Here is a 17,328-nt window from a genome sequence, read left to right as displayed (position 1 = left end):
CAGGCCATCCCCGGGGATGGCCTGGACAGGCGGTATGTACGGAGCCGAGCTAAGTAGTCACGCTCAGGAAGCGGCTCGGGACGAAGCTAGCTGTTGGCTGTGACAATGCCAAGAGTCAGTGACGAACCGTTTCTTCACGTTCACGCGCCGTCCGCACGGCGGCCTGCCCGAGCACCCGGTCGCCGCGCACGGGGTCGGGCTCGTACAGCACCGCCGACTGCCCCGGAGCGACGCCGCGCTGCTCCTCCGCGAACTCGATCAGCAGCCCGCCGTCGTCGTCCGCGCTCACCCGGCAGTCCACCGGGGCCGCGTGCGCCCGCACCTGGACCTGGGCGGTGACCGGCAGATCAGGGGCCTCACCGGTCCAGCTCGGGACACCGGTCCGCACCGCGCGGACACCCGCCAGGTCGGCCGTCCCCACCGTCACCGTGCGGGTCACCGGCTCGATGCCGAGCACGTAGCGGGGCCGCTGGTCGCCGACGGCGACCCCGAGCCCGCGCCGCTGGCCCACCGTGAAGCCGTAGGTGCCGTCGTGCTCGCCCACCTGGCGGCCGGTGGCCGCGTCGACGACCGGACCGGGCATGCTCCCCAGCTTCCGCGCGAGGAACCCGCGGGTGTCGCCGTCCGGGATGAAGCAGATGTCGTGCGAGTCGGGCTTGGCCGCGACGGCGAACCCGCGCTCGGCGGCGATCTCCCGCACCCGCTCCTTGGTCATGGAGCCCAGGGGGAACACCGCGGCGGCCAGCTGCTGGGGCGTCAGGACGCCGAGCACGTAGGACTGGTCCTTGGCGGCGTCGACCGAGCGCCGCAGCTCGCCGTCCACGAGCCGCGCGTGGTGGCCGGTGACGACGGCGTCGAACCCCAGTCCCAGCGCGCGGTCGAGCACCGCGGAGAACTTGATCTTCTCGTTGCAGCGCAGGCACGGGTTCGGCGTCCGGCCGGCCGCGTACTCGGCGACGAAGTCGTCCACGACGTCCTCGGTGAACCGGTCGGCGAGGTCCCAGACGTAGAACGGGATGCCGAGCTCGTCGGCCACCCGGCGCGCGTCGTGGGCGTCCTCGACGCTGCAGCACCCGCGGGAACCGCTGCGCAGCGTCTGCCGGTTCTGCGACAGCGCCAGGTGCACGCCCGTGACGTCGTGACCGGCGTCCACGGCGAGCGCGGCGGCCACGGCGGAGTCGACTCCCCCGCTCATCGCGGCGAGGACCCTCATCGCCGGCTCAGCCCCGCGCGCCGGGCACGCTCCACGACGGGCGCGATGACCTCGAGGACGGCGTCGACGTCCGCGTCGGTCGACGTGTGCCCGAGGGAGAACCGCAGCGAGCTGCGGGCGAGGTCGGCGTCCGCCCCCGTGGCCAGCAGCACGTGGCTGGGCCGGGCGACCCCCGCGCTGCAGGCGGAGCCGGTCGAGCACTCGATCCCGCGGGCGTCGAGGAGCATCAGCAGGGCGTCGCCTTCCGCGCCGGGGAACGACAGGTGCGCGTTGCCGGGCAGCCGGCCCGGCCCGCCGTTCACCAGGTCGTCGAGCGGGGCGCCGTTGAGCTCGACGTCGGGCACCTGGGCCACGACGCCGGCGACGAGCCGGTCCCGCAGTGCGCGCAGGCGACCGGCGCGCTCCTCGCGGGACCCGACGGTCGCGACCGTGGCCACCGCCAGCCCCACGATCGCAGCGACGTCCAGCGTGCCCGAGCGCACGTCGCGCTCCTGGCCGCCGCCGTGCAGCAGCGGGGTGCACTCGGCGTCGCGGCGCAGCAGCAGCGCACCGGCGCCCATGGGGCCGCCCAGCTTGTGGCCGGTCATGGTGAGCGCGTCGACGCCACTGGCCTCGAAGTCCACCGGGACCTGGCCGACGGCCTGGACGGCGTCCGTGTGCATCGGCACGCCGACCTCGTGCGCCACGGCGGCCAGCGCCGGGATGTCGCTGACGGTGCCGATCTCGTTGTTGGCCCACATGACGCTGGCCAGGGCGACGTCGTCCCCGTCCCCGAGCGCGTCGGCCATCGCCGACGGCAGCACCCGGCCGCTCGGCTCGACGGGCAGCCAGGTGATCTCCGCGCCGTCGTGCTTGGCCAGCCACTCGACGCTGTCCAGGACGGCGTGGTGCTCGGCGGGGCTGACGACGATGCGGCGGCGGCGTGAGTCGGCCTGCCGGCGGGCCCAGAACATGCCCTTGACGGCCAGGTTGTCGCTCTCGGTGCCGCCGCCGGTGAAGAGCACCTCGGACGGGCGCGCGCCCAGCGCCTCGGCGAAGCGCTCGCGCGACTGCTCGGCGGCGCGCCGCGCGGCCCGCCCGCTGGCGTGCAGGGAGGAGGCGTTCCCGACCCGGCCCAGCTGCTCGGTCATGGCCGCGAGCACCTCGGGCAGCACCGGCGTGGTCGCCGCGTGGTCGAGATACGTCATGACGCCGCAAGGGTAGACGCGCCCGCTGAGGCGGTCCGGTCGGGCGGGACCGTGCGGGCGGCGACCCGGACGCCGAGCAGCGCCGGGACCGTCAGGGCGGCGACCGCCGCGACCACCGCGGGCCACAGCGGTCCGCCGCTGTCGGCGGCCCCCGCGACCAGGACACCGGCGAGCCCGACGCACAGGGCCGAGGCGGTGACGTCGGAGATCTGCAGGGCGGCCGAGTTCGCCCCGCGCTCGCTCTCCGGCGACTGGTCGAGCAGCAGCACGCCGATGCTGGGCATGCTCAGGCCCATGCCGACGCCGGCGACCGCCCACGTGAGGTAGGCGGGCCAGCCGCCCAGCGCCGGGATCGCCGTGGTCGCGGTGGCGACCAGACCGGCGGCGAGCACGAGGCACCCGGCGCGCAGCACGCGCTGGCGCGGGACGTCGGGCCGCCGTCCCTGGAGCTGCGCGGCGACCACCCAGCCGACGGCCCCGGCGGTGAGCGGCAGCCCGGCGGTCGCGGCGCTCCACCCGTGATGCTCGGTCAGGACGAACGGCAGCAGGGCGTCCAGGCCGAAGAAGGCCCCGGCCAGCAGGCCGCGGGCCGCGACGACGGCGGGGATGCCCGGGCGGGCCCGGACGGTGCCGCGCGGCAGCAGCCGGCGCAGCGCCAGGGCGAGGGCCGTGGCGCCCGCGACCGCGATGGCGAGGGCGAGCAGGTCGAGCCGCTGCCCGGCGTACTGCACGGCGGCGATGCCGGCGCCGGCGAGCAGCGCCCAGCCGGCCTTGCTGCGGCGGGGAGGGCCGTCCGTGGCGGGTGCGGCTCCCGGATCCCCGGCGAGGAGGAGGGCGAGCCCCACCGCGACCAGGGGCACCAGCCCGAGGAAGACGGCGCGCCAGCCGACGTGGGTGGTGACCAGCCCCGCCGCCAGGGGGCCGAGCAGCGCGGGCAGCACCCAGCCCGCGGCGAAGGCGCCGAACAGGCGGGGGCGCAGCCGCGCCGAGTACGCCTGGCCGGCGATCACGTAGAGCAGCACGATCACCACGCCGGCGCCCAGGCCCTGCACAGCGCGGCCGAGGACGAGGACGGCCATGTGCTGGGCGACCCCGGCGATCACCAGGCCGACGGCGAACACGAGCACCCCGGCGAGGACGCCCGGCTTGGGCGGCCGCCGGTCCCCCACCTCCCCGCCGACCACCATGCCGACGACCGAGGTGATGAGGAAGGCGCTGAAGGTCCAGGCGTACCAGGCGACCCCGTCGAGCTCGGCGACCGCGCGCGGCATCGCCGTCCCGACGGCCATCGCCTCGAAGGCGACCAGCGTGACGAGGGTCAGCAGCCCGATCGTCGTCCGCCGGTGGGCGGCGTCCCAGATGCTCGCCTCGGCCACGTCCCGCCCAACTCCGTTCCGCTGCGCGTGCTTCCCCGGAAGACGCGTCGAGCGCCGGCCCCCCGCAGGGGACCGGCGCTCGACGAGGTGCCTTACTTCCGGGCGGTGATCTGCTCGGTGGCCGCCGGGACGACGGTGTTCAGGTCGCCCACGACGCCGAAGTCGGCGAGCTCGAAGATCGGGGCCTCGGGGTCCTTGTTGATGGCCACGATGGTCTTCGAGGTCTGCATGCCGGCGCGGTGCTGGATGGCACCGGAGATGCCGACCGCGACGTAGAGCTGCGGCGACACGGTCTTGCCGGTCTGCCCGACCTGGAAGCTGTGCGGGTAGAAGCCGGAGTCGACCGCGGCACGGGAGGCGCCGACGGCCGCACCGAGCGAGTCGGCCAGGGCCTCGATGATCGAGAAGTTCTCGGCGCTGGCCACACCGCGACCACCCGAGACGACGATCGAGGCCTCGGTGAGCTCGGGACGGCTGCTCTTCTGCTCGACGACCCGGTCGACGACGCGGGCGAGCTTCGCCTGGTCGGAGACCGAGACCGAGACGGTCTCCTCGGCGGCGGCCGCGGGGGCCGGCTCGGGGGTGACCGAGTTGCCGCGCAGGGTGTAGATCGGGGTGCCGACGGTCACCTGCGAGTGCACGATCGTCTGCCCGGCGAAGGCCACCTGGGTGGCGGTGCCGTCGGCGGCGATCTCGGTGACGTCGGTCAGGAAGCCGCTGCCGGTCTTGATGGCGAGGCGACCGGCGATCTCCTTGCCCTCCGGGGAGGACGGGATGACGACGGCGGCCGGGGACTTCTCCTGCACCAGCTGCGCCAGCACCTCGGCCTTGGGGGCGACGAGGTAGTTGTCGACGTCCTCGGACTCGGCCACGTAGACCTTCGCCGCGCCGTACTCGGCCAGCGCGTCCTTCACGCTCGCCGCCGTGCCGGGGGCACCGAGGACGACGGCCGACGGCTCACCGAGCGCGCGGGCCGCGGTCAAGGCCTCCAGGGTGGTCTTGCGGACGCCGCCGCCGGCCGGGTTCAGCTCGGCCAGGACCAGGATCTCTGCCATGGGTGTGTGCTCCTCTTCCTTCGATCCGGGCCGGGCTCAGACGATCTTCTGGCTGGCGAGGAACTCGACGAACTTCTGGGCGCCGTCGCCCTCGTCGTTGACCTTGACGCCCTCGCCCTTCGGCGGGCGGCCGGCGAAGTCGAGCACCTTGCTGGTGGCGTTGGCCAGGCCGACGGTCGAGGCGTCGAGGCCCAGGTCGGCCAGGGACTTGGTCTCCACCGGCTTCTTCTTGGCGGCCATGATCCCCTTGAACGAGGGGTACCGCGGCTCGTTGATGGTGTCCCAGGTGGACACGATGGCCGGCAGCGGCGCCTCGACGGCCCAGTAGCCGCCGTCGGTCTGCCGCTCGATCTTCGCCATGCCGCCCTCGACGGTGAGCTTGCGGGCACCCGACAGCTGCGGGATGTTCAGCCGCTCGGCGACCAGCGCGGGCATCACGGACAGCTGCGCGTCGGTGGCCTCCGCGCCGCAGAGCACGAGGTCGTACTCGAGCTGCTTGAGGGCGGCGGCGATGACGGCGGACGTCTGCACCGCGCAGGACCCGTGGATGGCGTCGTCGACGACGTGCACGGCCTTGTCCGCGCCCATCGAGAGCGCCTTGCGGATGGCGTCGGTGGCCGAGTCGGGGCCGACGGTCAGGACGGTGACCTCGCCGCCCTCCCGGTCGCGGACGAGGAGCGCCTCCTCGATGGCGTACTCGTCCATCTCGTTGATGACGTTGTCGGCCGAGGCGCGGGCGACGGTGTTGTCCGCCGGGTCCAGCTTGCGCTCGCTCCCCGAGTCCGGGACCTGCTTCACAAGAACGACGATGTTCATCGCGCTGACCTTCCTCAGGACGCGTTCAGGATGCGGGCACGCGGGCCCGCCTGGCTCCGATCATGGATGTTACTGGCTGGTAACGCTGCCGCGGGGCGCAGGTGCGGTGACCCACCTCACCCCGCCGGCGCCCACTCCCCCGTGGTCGCGAATCGCCGCAGCGTGGCGGCGTGCGGGGCCAGGTCCAGACCCTGGCCGGCCACCCACTCGTCGGAGTAGTACGTGTGCGCGTACCGCTCGCCGCCGTCGCACAGCAGGGTGACGACGCTGCCCGTCCGCCCCGCGGCGACCATCTCCGCGACCAGCTGGAAGGCACCCCACAGGTTCGTGCCGGTCGACCCGCCGGCCCGCCGCCCGGTCGCCCGTTCGAGCTCCCGCATTGCGGCCAGCGACGCCGCGTCGGGGACGCAGATCATGCGGTCGACGATCGTCGGCACGAACGACGGCTCGACCCGTGGCCGGCCGATCCCCTCGATGCGCGAGGAGCGACCGGTCGCGACCGCGGGGTCCCGGTCGCGCCAGCCGGGGAAGAAGGAGGAGCCCTCCGGGTCGACGACGGCCAGCCGGGTCGGCAACCGCCGGTACCGCAGGTAACGGCCGATCGTGGCGCTCGTCCCGCCGGTTCCCGCGCCGACGACCACCCACTCCGGCAGCGGGTGCCGCTCCAGCGCGAGCTGGCTGAAGATCGACTCGGCGATGTTGTTGTTGCCGCGCCAGTCGGTGGCCCGCTCGGCGTTGCTGAACTGGTCGAGGTAGTGGCCGCCGCACTCCGCCGCCAGGCGCCGAGCCTCCTCGTAGATGTCCGGCGCGTGCTCGACGAAGTGGCAGCGCCCGCCGTGGAACTCGATCAGCTCGACCTTCTCGGGGCTGGTCGAGGCGGGCATGACGGCGACGAACGGCAGCCCGAGCATGCGGGCGAAGTAGGCCTCGCTGACCGCGGTGGAGCCGCTGGAGGCCTCCACCACCGTGCTGCCCTCGGCGATCTGCCCGGAGCACAGGCCGTAGAGGAACAGCGAGCGGGCCAGCCGGTGCTTGAGGCTGCCGGTCGGGTGGGTCGACTCGTCCTTGAGGTAGAGCGAGACCCCCCACTCCGGCGGCAGCGGGTAGACCAGCAGGTGCGTGTCGGCGCTGCGCCGGGCGTCGGCCTCGACGATCGCGACCGCCCGGTCGACCCAGGCCCGCCCGGCCGGGTCCGAGCGGTCGACGTCGCCGGGCCGGGTCACTCCGGTTCCTCCGGGACGACGAGCACCGGCCGCTCGGCGGGCGTGACGGTCACGGCCGTCCCGGGGGTGAGGTCGCCGCTGGTCGCGCTGGCGACGTCGATCCGCACCTCCACACCGTCGGGCAGCGCGGCGAGCACACGGGTCGAGGCGCCGGAGAACGTCCGGGTCACCACGCGGCCGTTCCCGGCCGGGTCCGCCGTCACCACCAGCGCCTCCGGCCGCAGGAGCGCGACGACGCCGCCCGACGGCGGCGCCCCGCCCGCGAGCGGCCGGCGCACGCCGAGCAGCTGCACTTCCCCACCGGAGAGCCGCGCCGGCACCCGGTTCATCGTGCCGACGAACTCCGCGACGAACGCCGTCGCGGGCCGCTCGTAGAGCTCGTCCGGCGTGGCCACCTGCTCCAGCCGGCCGCTGCGCAGCACGCCCACCCGGTCGGCCACGGAGAGCGCCTCCGCCTGGTCGTGGGTGACGAAGACCGTGGTGATGCCGAGCTCGAGCTGGATGCGCCGGATCTCCTCGCGCAGCTGCACCCGCACCTGCGCGTCGAGCGCCGACAGCGGCTCGTCGAGGAGCAGCACCTGCGGCGCCACTGCCAGCGCCCGGGCCAGGGCGACGCGCTGCTGCTGACCACCGGAGAGCTGGTGCGGGTACCGGGCCGCGCGGTCGGCCAGCCCGACCAGCTCGAGCAGCTCGGCCGCCCGGGCCGTCTGCTCCGGCTTCGGCCGCCGCCGCACGCGCAGGCCGAAGGCCACGTTCTCGGCAACGGTCAGGTTCGGGAAGAGGCTGTAGGCCTGGAACACCATCCCCATGTCCCGCTTGCTGGCCGGGACGCCGGTGACGTCCTTGCCGTCGACCAGCAACCGGCCCTCGTCGGGCTGGTCGAAGCCGGCGATGGCCCGCAGCGCCGTCGTCTTGCCGCAGCCGGAGGGTCCGAGCAGCGCGAGGAACTCGCCGCCGGCGATGTTCATGTCGAGGCCGTCCAGCGCCACCACCGAGCCGTACCGGCGGGTCAGGCCCTCGAGCCGGATGGGCACACCCGGCCGGTCCCGGAGGCCGGCCGGGCCGAGGACCTGAGCGGACACGGCGGTCATGAGGTCTCCTTCGTGCCGCGCCGGCGGTCCAGCGCGGAGATGAGCAGCAGCAGCAGCCAGGTGACGAGCAGCGACAGCACCGAGACGGCGACCGACAGCTGGGCCTGGGAGCCCGAGATGCGCACGATCCAGGTGGGGAACGTCTCGAAGCCCAGGATCACCGCGATCGTGTACTCGCCCATCACGAGGGCGAAGGTCAGGAACGAGGCGTTGAGCACCGACGTCCGCAGCACCGGCAGCACCACGGAGACGATCACGCGGGGCCACGAGGCGCCGAGGTTGCGGGCCGCCTCGGTGAGGGTGCGCAGGTCGGCCCCCCGGACGCCGGCGTCGAGGGCTCGGTAGACGAACGGCAGCGCCAGGACCACGTAGACGAGCACGAGGATCCAGGGCAGCGCCGGCTCCTGGAGGGCGAAGAACACCTCGGCCAGCGGCGTCCCGAAGAAGTGGTCCGGCGCCCAGGCCAGCACGCTGCGCACGCCGACGACGAGCGCGATCGGCGGGAGCACGAGGGGCAGCAGCGTGAGCAGCTCGACCGTCGTGCGCAGCCGGGGCAGCCGGAGGTTCACCAGGACGACGGTCGGCACCATGAGCAGCAGCGCGAGGGCCACCGTCAGGCCGGCCAGCACCAGCGAGCGGGTGAACGCCTCCGCGAACCCCTCGGCGCCGGGGATCTCGGCGTAGGTGCCCAGCGAGACGCCGTCCCGCTCGCGGATCGTGAACCAGATCGACGCGACGATCGGCACGAGGAAGTACAGCCCCAGCACGACGAGGACGACGGTGCGCCAGGCACCGCTCCCCCGCCGTCCGGGGCGGACCGGGGTCTCGGGTGCGACGCTGCCCGCTCCGGCGACGCCCTCCGCCAGCGCCGTCACGACAGCCACCGCGACGTGCGGCGCTGCACCCAGGCGTAGAAGAGCATCACGAGGCCGATGAGCACGACCATGCCCAGGGCGAGGGCCTTGCCCAGGTTCTCCGACCCGACCACGACGTTGCTCGACAGCGCGTCGGCGATCTGCAGCGTGACGAGCGGGATGCTGCTGCCGACCAGCGCCCGCGCGGTGGCGTACGCGGCGAAGGCCGAGGCGAACAGGAGCATGGTGGCGCCGATGACCGGCGGGGCGAGCACCGGTCCGCCGACGTGCCGCCAGTACTGCCAGCCGCTGGCGCCGAGGTTGTCCGAGGCCTCGCGCCACTGCGGCCGCAGCGCCTCCAGCGCCGGGATGATCGTCAGGACCATGAGCGGGATGAGGAAGTAGAGGTAGACCAGCGCGAGCCCGGTCATCGAGTAGAGCGAGAAGCCGCCGAGGCCCAGACCGAGCGTGTCGGTGAGGAGGGCGGTGACCACCCCGCTCGTGCCGATGGTGGCGATGAAGGCGAACGCCAGCGGGATGCCGCCGAAGTTCGCGAGGACGCCGGACGCCGTGAGCACCATCCGGCGCAGCAGCAGGCCGCGGCGGGAGCGCAGGATGGCCACCGCGAGGGCCAGCCCCAGTGCCGCGCCGAGCACCGCGGTGATCAGCGAGAGCTGCAGGCTGCCGACGTAGGCGCGCCGGTACGCCCCCTCGGTGACCGTGCGGATGGAGTCGGTGGACCAGGACTCCTCGAACGTGACCGGGTCGACCGCACGGAACGCCTCGACCGACATGACGGCGATCGGCAGGAGCAGGAAGACGGCCACGTAGAGGAAGAACGGCACGGCGCCGAGCACGGCGAGCACGCGGCCGCGCCGGCCCCTCCCGCGAGGGACCGGCGCGACCGTGGCCGGGGCTGCGGTACTCAGCCCGAGATCTCCGCGTTCCAGCGCTCGGCGACGACCTGCTGGGCAGCGGTCTCCTGCTCCTGGGTCGGGAACTCCGCCGTCCCCTCGACGGAGGGCAGCGCGGACAGCGCCTCGGTGTCGGCCGTGCCGGCCTCCTCCATCGCGGGCAGCCGGACCGGCCGGGCGCCACCCTTGAGCCAGATGTTCTGGCCCTCGTCGCTGTAGAGGAACTCCTGCCAGAGCCGGGCGGCCGCCGGGTGCGGGGCGAACTTGCTGATCGCCTGGCTGTAGTAGCCGCCGAAGAGCCCGTCGGTCGGTACGTTGACCTGCCACTCGACGCCGTCCGCGGCGAACGTCTCGGTCTGCGCGGCGTTGAGGTAGTCCCAGTCGATGGAGATCGGCGTCTCGCCGCTCTGGATGGTCGCCGGGGTGATCTCGACCGGGTTGAAGTTGCCGACGTCCTTGACCTGCTTGAAGAAGTCGATGCCCGGGCCGATGTCGTCGAGGTCCCCGCCGTTGGCCAGGGAGGCCGCCCACACACCCGCGAACGCCGCCGCGGCCTGGGTCGGGTTGCCGTTGAGCGCGACCTTGCCGGCGTACTGGGGGTCGAGCAGGTCGGCGAACGACGTCGGGCACTCGGCGATCACCGAGGCGTTGCAGCCGATCGAGATGTAGCCGCCGTAGTCGTTGAACCAGTGGCCGTCGAGGTCCTTCTGGCCCTCGGGGATCTCGTCCCAGGTCTCGACCTGGTACGGGGCGGTCAGGTCCTGGGCCTGCGCCTGCCGGGCGAACGCGGTGCCGAGGTCGAGGACGTCGGGGGCGCGGTCCTGGCCCTTCTGGCTCTCCACCGCGTTGAGCTCGTCCTGGCTGGTACCGGTCGGGTTCGCCTCGTTGATCTCGATGTCGTACTTCTCGCTGAAGGTGTCGAGCATCTCGCCGTAGTTCGCCCAGTCGCGGGGCAGCGCGATGACGTTGAGCGTGCCCTCCTCCTGCGCGGCCTCGATCAGCGCGTCCATGCCGCCGAAGTCCTCGGCCGACGTGGCGGTCGCGGCGTCGGACCCACTGCCCCCGGAGCCGCCGTCGTCGCCCGAGCCGCACGCGGTGAGGGTGAGCCCGGCCGTGACGACCGCGACCGCGGTCCGCAGGGTGGTTCGTCGCACGTGTCCTCCTGGGGGTGGCGCCGGGCCTGCCCAGTGCCCCGTTGACGCTGGGCGGCCGGCGTCGAGATTGTGGCGGACGTCGCCCGACCCTGGGCGGTTACGGCACACGAACGTCGCGTGAAGAGTCAGCGACCGCTGAACTGCGCCTTTCCCGGGCCGTTCTCGAGGAACGACCGCATGCCGGTCTTCTGGTCCTCGGTGTCGAAGAGACCGGCGAACAGCTCGGTCTCCAGGGCGAGCCCCTCGTCGAGGCTGCGGTCGAGCCCCTCGTCGATGGCCCGCTTCGCGGCAGCCAGGGCCAGGGGCGGGCCCGCGGCGAACTTCTTGGCCATGGCCACGGCGGTCGAGTAGACCTCGTCGTCCGGGACCACGGCGTCGGCGAGGCCGATCTCGAGCGCCTCCTCCGCGCCGACGTGCCGGCCGGTGAACACGAGGTCCTTCGCCTTGGCCGGGCCGACCAGCCGGGCCAGCCGCTGGGTGCCCCCGGCGCCGGGGATGACGCCGAGCAGGATCTCGGGCTGGCCGATCTTGGCGCTCGCGCCGAGGACCCGGAAGTCGGCGCACAGCGCCAGCTCGTATCCGCCGCCCAGGGCGTAGCCGGTGATCGCGGCGATGACCGGCTTCGGGATGCGGGCGACGGTGCGGAACGAGTTCTGCAGCTCGCGGCCCCACGCCGTCATGCCGGTGCCGTCGAGCTGGGACATCGCCTTGATGTCGGCGCCGGCGGCGAACACCCGCTCGCCGCCGTAGAGGACGACGGCGCGGACCTCGGCGCGCTCGGTCGCCTCCATCGCCGCGACCCGCACCTCCTGGTGCAGCTGCTCGTCGATCGCGTTCATCTTCGGCCGGTCGAGGCGGATCGTGCCGACCCCCTCATCGACCTGCAGGGTCACGAACTCGGGCGCTGCCATGTGCGGGCCTCCTGAACCGACGACGTCGTCGCCGCGACCTTAGCCAGAGCCGGTGGCCGCCTCTCCGTCCCGTCGGCGCAGACCGTCGAGGACGGTCGTGCACACCAGGCGCTCGACGTCCCTCGGCGCCAGCCGCCCGAGTCGGACACCGTCCGCGGCGGCCACGACGAGCCAGGTGACCGAGGAGAGGACCCACTCGGCCGGCAGGTCGACCCGGAAGTCGCCCGCCTCCTGTCCCCGGTGCACGAGACGGCGCACGCGGTCGTCGGCTGCGGTGGCGAGTTCGAGCAGGTCGGCCTCGACCGGCTCGCCCAGGGGTTGCAGTGCGAGCAGCCCGTAGCCGGGGGCCAGGCCCGCCAGCTGCCCGAGAAGCCGCAGCAGTGCCTCCGTCGCCTGCCCCTCCTCCGGCCGGGCTGCGTCGACGGCCGAGGTGTAGGCCACGACGGCGCGTCTGCCGAGCTCTTCGACGAGGGCCGCCCGAGAGGGGAACCGGCGGAAGAGCGTGGCGCGGCTGATGCCGGCCGCAGCTGCCACCTCCGCCATCGACGCCGCGGGTCGGACGGCCAGCAGACGCGAGGCGGCTTCCGCGACGGAGTCGGACGACATGCGCCCATCCTACCCGCTGTGAGACGCTGGAGTCTCAGACGAGCTATGCTCGTCTCATGGCTCCGGTCGACGTACTCCTCTGATGACTCCCGGGCTCGCCAAGGGCATCGCCGGCCTGGCGGCCCTCGACTCCCTCAACCCGGCGACGATCGCCGGAGTCGCCCTCATACTGCTGTCGCCCGTGCACCGCCCGGTGCTGTCGGCGCTCGCGTTCGTGCTCGGCGCCTACGCCGTCGTGCTGGCGATGGGGACGGCGGTCTTCCTCTCGGCCGGCGCCGCGGCATCGGCGGTGACCGGCGGACTGGTCTGGGTCCGCCGGCTCGCGTTCGCCTTCGCCGCCCTCGCGCTGCTGGTCGCCGCCGTCAGACGGCTGCGCGAGCGGCGGAGGGGCGCCGTCGAGCTGCCGTCCTGGTTCTCGCCCTGGACCGCGGCGCCGATCGGGGTGCTCGTCACCGGAGCCGACCTGCCCAACGCCTTCCCGTACCTGGTCGCCATCGAGCGGTTGGTGGCAGCCGGCGTCCCGAGCACCACGGCGATCCCGGTGCTGGCCGTCTACGCCGTCGTCTACTGCCTGCCCTGCCTCGTCCTGCTGCTCCTCGGCATGCTGCACGGCGAGCGGGTCCGGCGCCGGCTCGCGCGGGTCTACGACCGCATCGGCCGGGAACGCACCGTGCCGCGCAGCCTGCCCGTCGCGGCCGGCCTGGCGTTGTTGTCCGTCGGCGCCGCCGCGATCGCCGCCACTGCCTGACGCGGCGGGGCGGTCAGGCCGCGCGGCGGGCGGTGAAGCGGCCGTTCCGCCGCTCCAGGGAGAGTCCCAGCCCGAACGTCTCCGACAACGCCTCGGGCGTGAGGACGTCGTCCGCCGGGCCGGAGGTGACCACCTCACCGTCCCGGAGGAGCAGCGCGTGGGTGTACCCCGGCGGGATCTCCTCGACGTGGTGCGTGACCAGCACCTGGGCCGGCGCGTAGAGGTACTTCGCGAGGTCCGACAGCCGGGCGACGAGGTCCTCCCGGCCGCCCAGGTCGAGGCCGGCACCCGGCTCGTCGAGCAGCAGCAGCTCGGGGTCGGGCATGAGCGCGCGGGCGATCTGCGCGCGCTTGCGCTCGCCCTCGCTGAGCGTGCCGAACGGGCGGTGCGCGTACTGCGCGACACCCCACTGCTCCATGAGCATCCCGGCGCGGGTGAGGTCGTGGACGTCGTAGCGCTCCCGCCACCGACCGACCACCGCGTAGCCCGCGGAGACGACGATGTCGCCGGTGGTCTCCGACGGCGGGATCCGCTGGGCCAGCGCGGCGCTGGTGATCCCGATCCGCGGCCGCAGCTCGAACACGTCGACCGCGCCGAGGGTCTCCCCCAGGAGCCGGACCTCGCCCCGGGTGGGGTGCAGCTGCGCGGCGGCCAGCTGCATCAGCGTCGTCTTGCCCGCCCCGTTCGGGCCGAGGACCACCCACCGGTGCTCCGCCTCGACGGTCCAGTCGACGCCGCGGAGCAGGAAGTTCTCACCCCGCACGACGTCGACACCGGTCATCCGGACAACCGCCTCATCGGCAGTGGGGCTCGACACGCCCCCATCCAACCAACCCGGGACGCCGCACCTGCGCACGCATCGGCGACGGAGTTGGCACGATCACGGCATGAGCGGACCCGGCACCGACCGCACCGGCAGCGAACGCGCGCGGGAGGTGCTGCCGGGCACCCCGTCACCGCTCGGCGCCGTCTGGGACGGGACCGGCACGAACTTCGCGCTGTGGTCGTCCGGCGCCCAGGCGGTCGACCTGTGCCTGTTCGACGCCGACGGCACCGAGCACCGCCACCGGCTCGAGGAGACGACCCACCAGGTGTGGCACGGCCGGGTGCCCGGCGTCGGCCCCGGCCAGCGCTACGGCTACCGCGTCCACGGCCCCTACGACCCGGGCGCCGGCCAGCGGTACAACCCCGCGAAGCTGCTGCTCGACCCCTACGCCCGCGCCGTCGACGGCGACGTGACCCTGCACCCGTCCCTGTTCGGGTACACCGGCGACAACGGCGACGGGGGCCCCTGCGACCACGACTCCGCGCCGTACGTGCCCCGCGGCGTCGTCGTCCACGACCCCTTCCCCTGGGACGGCGACCGACCGCTGCGCACCCCGTGGTCGGACACCGTCATCTACGAGGTGCACGTCAAGGGCGCCACCGCGGCGCACCCCGACGTCCCCGCGCACCTGCGCGGCACGTACGCAGGCCTCGCGCACCCCGCGTTCGTGGAGCACCTGCAGTCGCTCGGGGTCTCGGCGGTGGAGCTGCTGCCGGTGCACCAGTTCGTCAGCGAGCCGCACCTGCTCCGCCGCGGGCTGACCAACTACTGGGGCTACAACACCCTCGGGTACTTCGCGCCGCACGCCGCGTACAGCGCCTCGGGCAGCGGCGGTGGGCAGGTCGTCGAGTTCAAGACGATGGTCAAGGAGCTCCACGCCGCCGGCATCGAGGTGATCCTCGACGTCGTCTACAACCACACCGCCGAGGGCGACCACACCGGCCCGACCCTGTCCTTCAAGGGCATCGACAACGCCGGCTACTACCGGCTCGACGGCGGCAACCACGGCCGGTACACCGACTACACCGGCTGCGGGAACACCCTCGACGTCCGCCGTCCGGCCGTCCTGGCGCTGCTCATGGACTCGTTGCGCTACTGGGTGAACGAGATGCACGTCGACGGTTTCCGGTTCGACCTCGCCTCGGCGCTCGCCCGCTCGATGCACGACGTCGACCGGCTCTCGGCCTTCTTCGACGTCGTGCACCAGGACCCGGTGGTCAGCCAGGTGAAGCTGATCGCCGAGCCGTGGGACGTCGGGCCCGGCGGCTACCAGGTGGGCAACTTCCCGCCGCCGTGGACGGAGTGGAACGGCAAGTACCGCGACACCGTGCGCGACGTCTGGTCGGGGGCGCACGTCGGCGTCCGCGACCTGGCCTACCGGCTGACCGGCTCGTCGGACCTCTACCGCTCCGACGGGCGGCGGCCCTTCGCCTCCATCAACTTCGTGACGGCGCACGACGGGTTCACGATGACCGACCTGGTCACCTACGAGCACAAGCGCAACGAGGCCAACGGCGAGGACAACCGGGACGGCGAGAGCCACAACCGGAACTGGAACTGCGGCGTCGAGGGTCCGACCGTCGACCCCGACGTCACCGCGCTGCGGGCCAGGCAGGTGCGCAACCACCTGGCGACGCTGCTGCTCTCGACCGGCGTCCCGATGCTCACCGCCGGCGACGAGCTGGGCCGCACGCAGCAGGGCAACAACAACGCCTACTGCCAGGACAACGAGGTGTCCTGGATGGACTGGAAGGACGTCGACGACGACCTGCGGACGTTCGTCACGCAGCTGATCCGCCTGCGCCGCGGCTCACCGGTCCTGCGGCAGGAGGCGTTCTTCGAGGGGCACGAGGTGCCCGGCACCGGGGGCACGCGCGACCTCGCCTGGTTCGCGCCCGACGGCGGCCAGCTCACCACGCAGGACTGGTTCGACACCGGCCTGCAGACGCTCGGCATGTACCTGGACGGCCGCGGGATCCGGCACCGCGACGAGCACGGCCGGCCGGTGGTCGACGACTCGTACCTGGTCCAGCTGCACGCCGGGCCGGCCCCGGTCACCGTCGAGCTGCCCGGTGCCCCGTGGGCGGACGGCTACGAGCTCGTCGTCTCGACCGAGTACGCGACCGGGACTCCCCCGGAGACGACGATCGTCGCCCCGGGGACCGTCGAGGTGCCGAGCCGCTGCGTCTGGCTGCTGCGAGTGCTCCGCCGTCCCTGAGTCACCGTTGAACCACAGCGGCCCACAACCGGGGAGGTTGTGGGCCGCTGTGGTTCAGAGCTGGTGCCGAGTCAGTCCTGGGGCTGCTCGAACGTGATGACGGTCCAACCAAGGAGCAGGCGGTCGCCGTCCGAGAGCGGGTGCGCGACACCCGGCTCGAGCTGCGTCCACTCCGTCGCCTCGGGGCCGGCCACGTGGGTGCCGTTGAGCGACCCGAGGTCGATCAGCGACACCTCGCTGCCCGAGCGCTGCAACGCGGCGTGCGCCGAGGACAGCACGTTCTGGGTGTCGGCGATCGGCACCGGGCGGGCGCCGCCGCTGGTCACCATCTCGTGGTTGTCGGGACGGCGGCCCAGCACGATGTCCTCGTCGACGGTGACGACCATGCCGTCGTCGAACCGCAGCACCGGCGCGGACGCCTTGGTGTCCGGTCGCCAGAAGGCGGTCTGCTCACCGGAGTCCGGCGCCGCGACCCGGCTGGAGCCGGAGCCCGAACCGAAGCCGGCGTCCGACGCGGCGCTGAAGGACGGCGCCGAGGCCGGCTGGGCAGCGGCGGACGCAGGCGCGGAGGCGGCCAGCTGGAGCATGGCGCCCGAGCCGGGGACCGTGCCCTCGACGAGGTCGAACGCCACGCCCGGGGGCATCTGCGGCGCGGCCTGCCCGGGACCGACGTAGAGCGTCTGGCCCAGCTGGAAGCCGGAGGCGAGCGTGCCGCCCTCGACCGACGACCCGGACACCGGGACGCCGTCGACGGCCGGCTGGCCCTTGCCGGACCACAGGGCGACGCCCGTGCCGGTCGAGGGGTCGGCGACGACGAGGGCGAAGGAGGCCGCCCCGTGGGCGAGGGAGCTCACCTGTCCGGCGACGGCGGCGAGCACCCGGTCGGCGCCGGGACCGGACACACCGAGGCAGGCGTGCAGGGCCGCGACGAGGGCGGGCGAGCCGGGAGCGTCGACCCACAGCAGTCCGCCGCCGCGGCGGGCGACGACAGAATCTCCGGGGAGCACTTCACAGCGGTCAGGCATGGCCTCCAGCCTAGTGATCGACACGCCGTCTCGGCGCGCCCGCGCCCCCGCCACGCCGGGCTGTCGCCACGTTCCGCGAGGTCATTGGGTCACCTGTGATGAAAGTGCCTC

16 protein-coding genes are annotated in these 17,328 nt (G+C 73.5%); 2 read left to right on the top strand and 14 right to left on the bottom strand.

From position 1 onward, the window contains the following. Nucleotides 1–115 precede the first annotated feature (115 nt). The 12 genes from mnmA to ACI78T_RS09475 form a co-directional block, all read right to left on the bottom strand. Nucleotides 116–1,213: a tRNA 2-thiouridine(34) synthase MnmA gene (mnmA, locus tag ACI78T_RS09530; RefSeq protein WP_456557855.1), complete on the bottom strand. Its 1,098-nt coding sequence runs from the start codon at nt 1,211–1,213 to the stop codon at nt 116–118. Further along, a complete protein-coding gene (locus tag ACI78T_RS09525) occupies nt 1,210–2,400 on the bottom strand; it encodes a cysteine desulfurase family protein (protein WP_456557854.1) in 1,191 nt (396 codons plus the stop codon). Before ACI78T_RS09525 ends, mnmA begins: the two co-directional genes overlap by 4 nt. Further along, nucleotides 2,397–3,776 carry an MFS transporter gene (locus ACI78T_RS09520; protein ID WP_456557853.1) on the bottom strand — a complete coding sequence of 460 codons (1,380 nt, stop codon included), beginning with the start codon at nt 3,774–3,776 and terminating at the stop codon, nt 2,397–2,399. Before ACI78T_RS09520 ends, ACI78T_RS09525 begins: the two co-directional genes overlap by 4 nt. Nucleotides 3,777–3,868: 92 nt before the next feature. After that, the gene (locus tag ACI78T_RS09515; protein ID WP_456557852.1) at nt 3,869–4,831 is read right to left on the bottom strand and encodes an electron transfer flavoprotein subunit alpha/FixB family protein; all 963 of its coding nucleotides are present in this window, start codon (nt 4,829–4,831) and stop codon (nt 3,869–3,871) included. Nucleotides 4,832–4,867: 36 nt separating this feature from the next. Then, entirely contained in the window at nt 4,868–5,647 is a 780-nt protein-coding gene (locus ACI78T_RS09510; protein ID WP_456557851.1) for an electron transfer flavoprotein subunit beta/FixA family protein, read from the bottom strand. 116 nt (nt 5,648–5,763) lie between these two features. After that, entirely contained in the window at nt 5,764–6,870 is a 1,107-nt protein-coding gene (gene cds1 / locus ACI78T_RS09505) for an L-cysteine desulfhydrase Cds1 (protein ID WP_456557850.1), read from the bottom strand. Next, nucleotides 6,867–7,961 carry an ABC transporter ATP-binding protein gene (locus ACI78T_RS09500; RefSeq protein WP_456557849.1) on the bottom strand — a complete coding sequence of 365 codons (1,095 nt, stop codon included), beginning with the start codon at nt 7,959–7,961 and terminating at the stop codon, nt 6,867–6,869. Before ACI78T_RS09500 ends, cds1 begins: the two co-directional genes overlap by 4 nt. Then, nucleotides 7,958–8,836: an ABC transporter permease gene (locus tag ACI78T_RS09495; RefSeq protein WP_456557848.1), complete on the bottom strand. Its 879-nt coding sequence runs from the start codon at nt 8,834–8,836 to the stop codon at nt 7,958–7,960. The genes ACI78T_RS09500 and ACI78T_RS09495 overlap by 4 nt, the downstream gene beginning before the upstream one ends. Continuing rightward, the gene (locus ACI78T_RS09490) at nt 8,833–9,681 is read right to left on the bottom strand and encodes an ABC transporter permease (protein WP_456557847.1); all 849 of its coding nucleotides are present in this window, start codon (nt 9,679–9,681) and stop codon (nt 8,833–8,835) included. The genes ACI78T_RS09495 and ACI78T_RS09490 overlap by 4 nt, the downstream gene beginning before the upstream one ends. A 59-nt stretch (nt 9,682–9,740) precedes the next feature. Next, nucleotides 9,741–10,883: an ABC transporter substrate-binding protein gene (locus tag ACI78T_RS09485; RefSeq protein ID WP_456557846.1), complete on the bottom strand. Its 1,143-nt coding sequence runs from the start codon at nt 10,881–10,883 to the stop codon at nt 9,741–9,743. Nucleotides 10,884–11,008: 125 nt separating this feature from the next. Next, nucleotides 11,009–11,794, bottom strand: a complete 786-nt coding sequence (locus ACI78T_RS09480; protein ID WP_456557845.1) for an enoyl-CoA hydratase/isomerase family protein — start codon at nt 11,792–11,794, stop codon at nt 11,009–11,011. 39 nt (nt 11,795–11,833) lie between these two features. Then, a complete protein-coding gene (locus ACI78T_RS09475) occupies nt 11,834–12,400 on the bottom strand; it encodes a TetR/AcrR family transcriptional regulator (protein ID WP_456557844.1) in 567 nt (188 codons plus the stop codon). An 82-nt stretch (nt 12,401–12,482) separates the two neighbouring features. Here ACI78T_RS09475 and ACI78T_RS09470 point away from each other — a divergent pair, with 82 nt between their 5' ends. Continuing rightward, nucleotides 12,483–13,148, top strand: a complete 666-nt coding sequence (locus ACI78T_RS09470; protein ID WP_456557843.1) for a GAP family protein — start codon at nt 12,483–12,485, stop codon at nt 13,146–13,148. Between the two features lie 13 nt (nt 13,149–13,161). On the opposite strand, the gene ACI78T_RS09465 is transcribed toward ACI78T_RS09470, so the two are convergent. Next, on the bottom strand, nt 13,162–13,929 hold the full coding sequence (locus ACI78T_RS09465; protein WP_456557842.1) for an ABC transporter ATP-binding protein: 768 nt from the start codon (nt 13,927–13,929) through the stop codon (nt 13,162–13,164). A 106-nt stretch (nt 13,930–14,035) separates the two neighbouring features. On the opposite strand from ACI78T_RS09465, the gene glgX reads away from it, so the two are divergent. Continuing rightward, nucleotides 14,036–16,192, top strand: a complete 2,157-nt coding sequence (gene glgX, locus ACI78T_RS09460; RefSeq protein ID WP_456557841.1) for a glycogen debranching protein GlgX — start codon at nt 14,036–14,038, stop codon at nt 16,190–16,192. A 71-nt stretch (nt 16,193–16,263) separates the two neighbouring features. Here the strand turns inward: glgX and ACI78T_RS09455 are convergent, their stop codons facing one another. Next, nucleotides 16,264–17,217: an FHA domain-containing protein gene (locus ACI78T_RS09455; RefSeq protein ID WP_456557840.1), complete on the bottom strand. Its 954-nt coding sequence runs from the start codon at nt 17,215–17,217 to the stop codon at nt 16,264–16,266. Between the last annotated feature and the right edge of the window lie 111 nt (nt 17,218–17,328).

It is taken from the genome of Blastococcus sp. SYSU D00922 (assembly GCF_054050495.1).
Note: the sequence above shows the minus strand (reverse complement) of the source record. Positions and strands in the feature narration are given on the sequence as shown.

Coding starts and splice junctions, on each gene's coding strand:
- mnmA (WP_456557855.1), bottom strand. CDS start 1,213: ATGAGGGTCCTCGCCGCGATGAGCGGGGGAGTCGACTCCGCCGTGGCC.
- ACI78T_RS09525 (WP_456557854.1), bottom strand. CDS start 2,400: ATGACGTATCTCGACCACGCGGCGACCACGCCGGTGCTGCCCGAGGTG.
- ACI78T_RS09515 (WP_456557852.1), bottom strand. CDS start 4,831: ATGGCAGAGATCCTGGTCCTGGCCGAGCTGAACCCGGCCGGCGGCGGC.
- ACI78T_RS09510 (WP_456557851.1), bottom strand. CDS start 5,647: ATGAACATCGTCGTTCTTGTGAAGCAGGTCCCGGACTCGGGGAGCGAG.
- ACI78T_RS09500 (WP_456557849.1), bottom strand. CDS start 7,961: ATGACCGCCGTGTCCGCTCAGGTCCTCGGCCCGGCCGGCCTCCGGGAC.
- ACI78T_RS09480 (WP_456557845.1), bottom strand. CDS start 11,794: ATGGCAGCGCCCGAGTTCGTGACCCTGCAGGTCGATGAGGGGGTCGGC.
- ACI78T_RS09475 (WP_456557844.1), bottom strand. CDS start 12,400: ATGTCGTCCGACTCCGTCGCGGAAGCCGCCTCGCGTCTGCTGGCCGTC.
- ACI78T_RS09470 (WP_456557843.1), top strand. CDS start 12,483: ATGACTCCCGGGCTCGCCAAGGGCATCGCCGGCCTGGCGGCCCTCGAC.
- ACI78T_RS09465 (WP_456557842.1), bottom strand. CDS start 13,929: ATGACCGGTGTCGACGTCGTGCGGGGTGAGAACTTCCTGCTCCGCGGC.
- glgX (WP_456557841.1), top strand. CDS start 14,036: ATGAGCGGACCCGGCACCGACCGCACCGGCAGCGAACGCGCGCGGGAG.
- ACI78T_RS09455 (WP_456557840.1), bottom strand. CDS start 17,217: ATGCCTGACCGCTGTGAAGTGCTCCCCGGAGATTCTGTCGTCGCCCGC.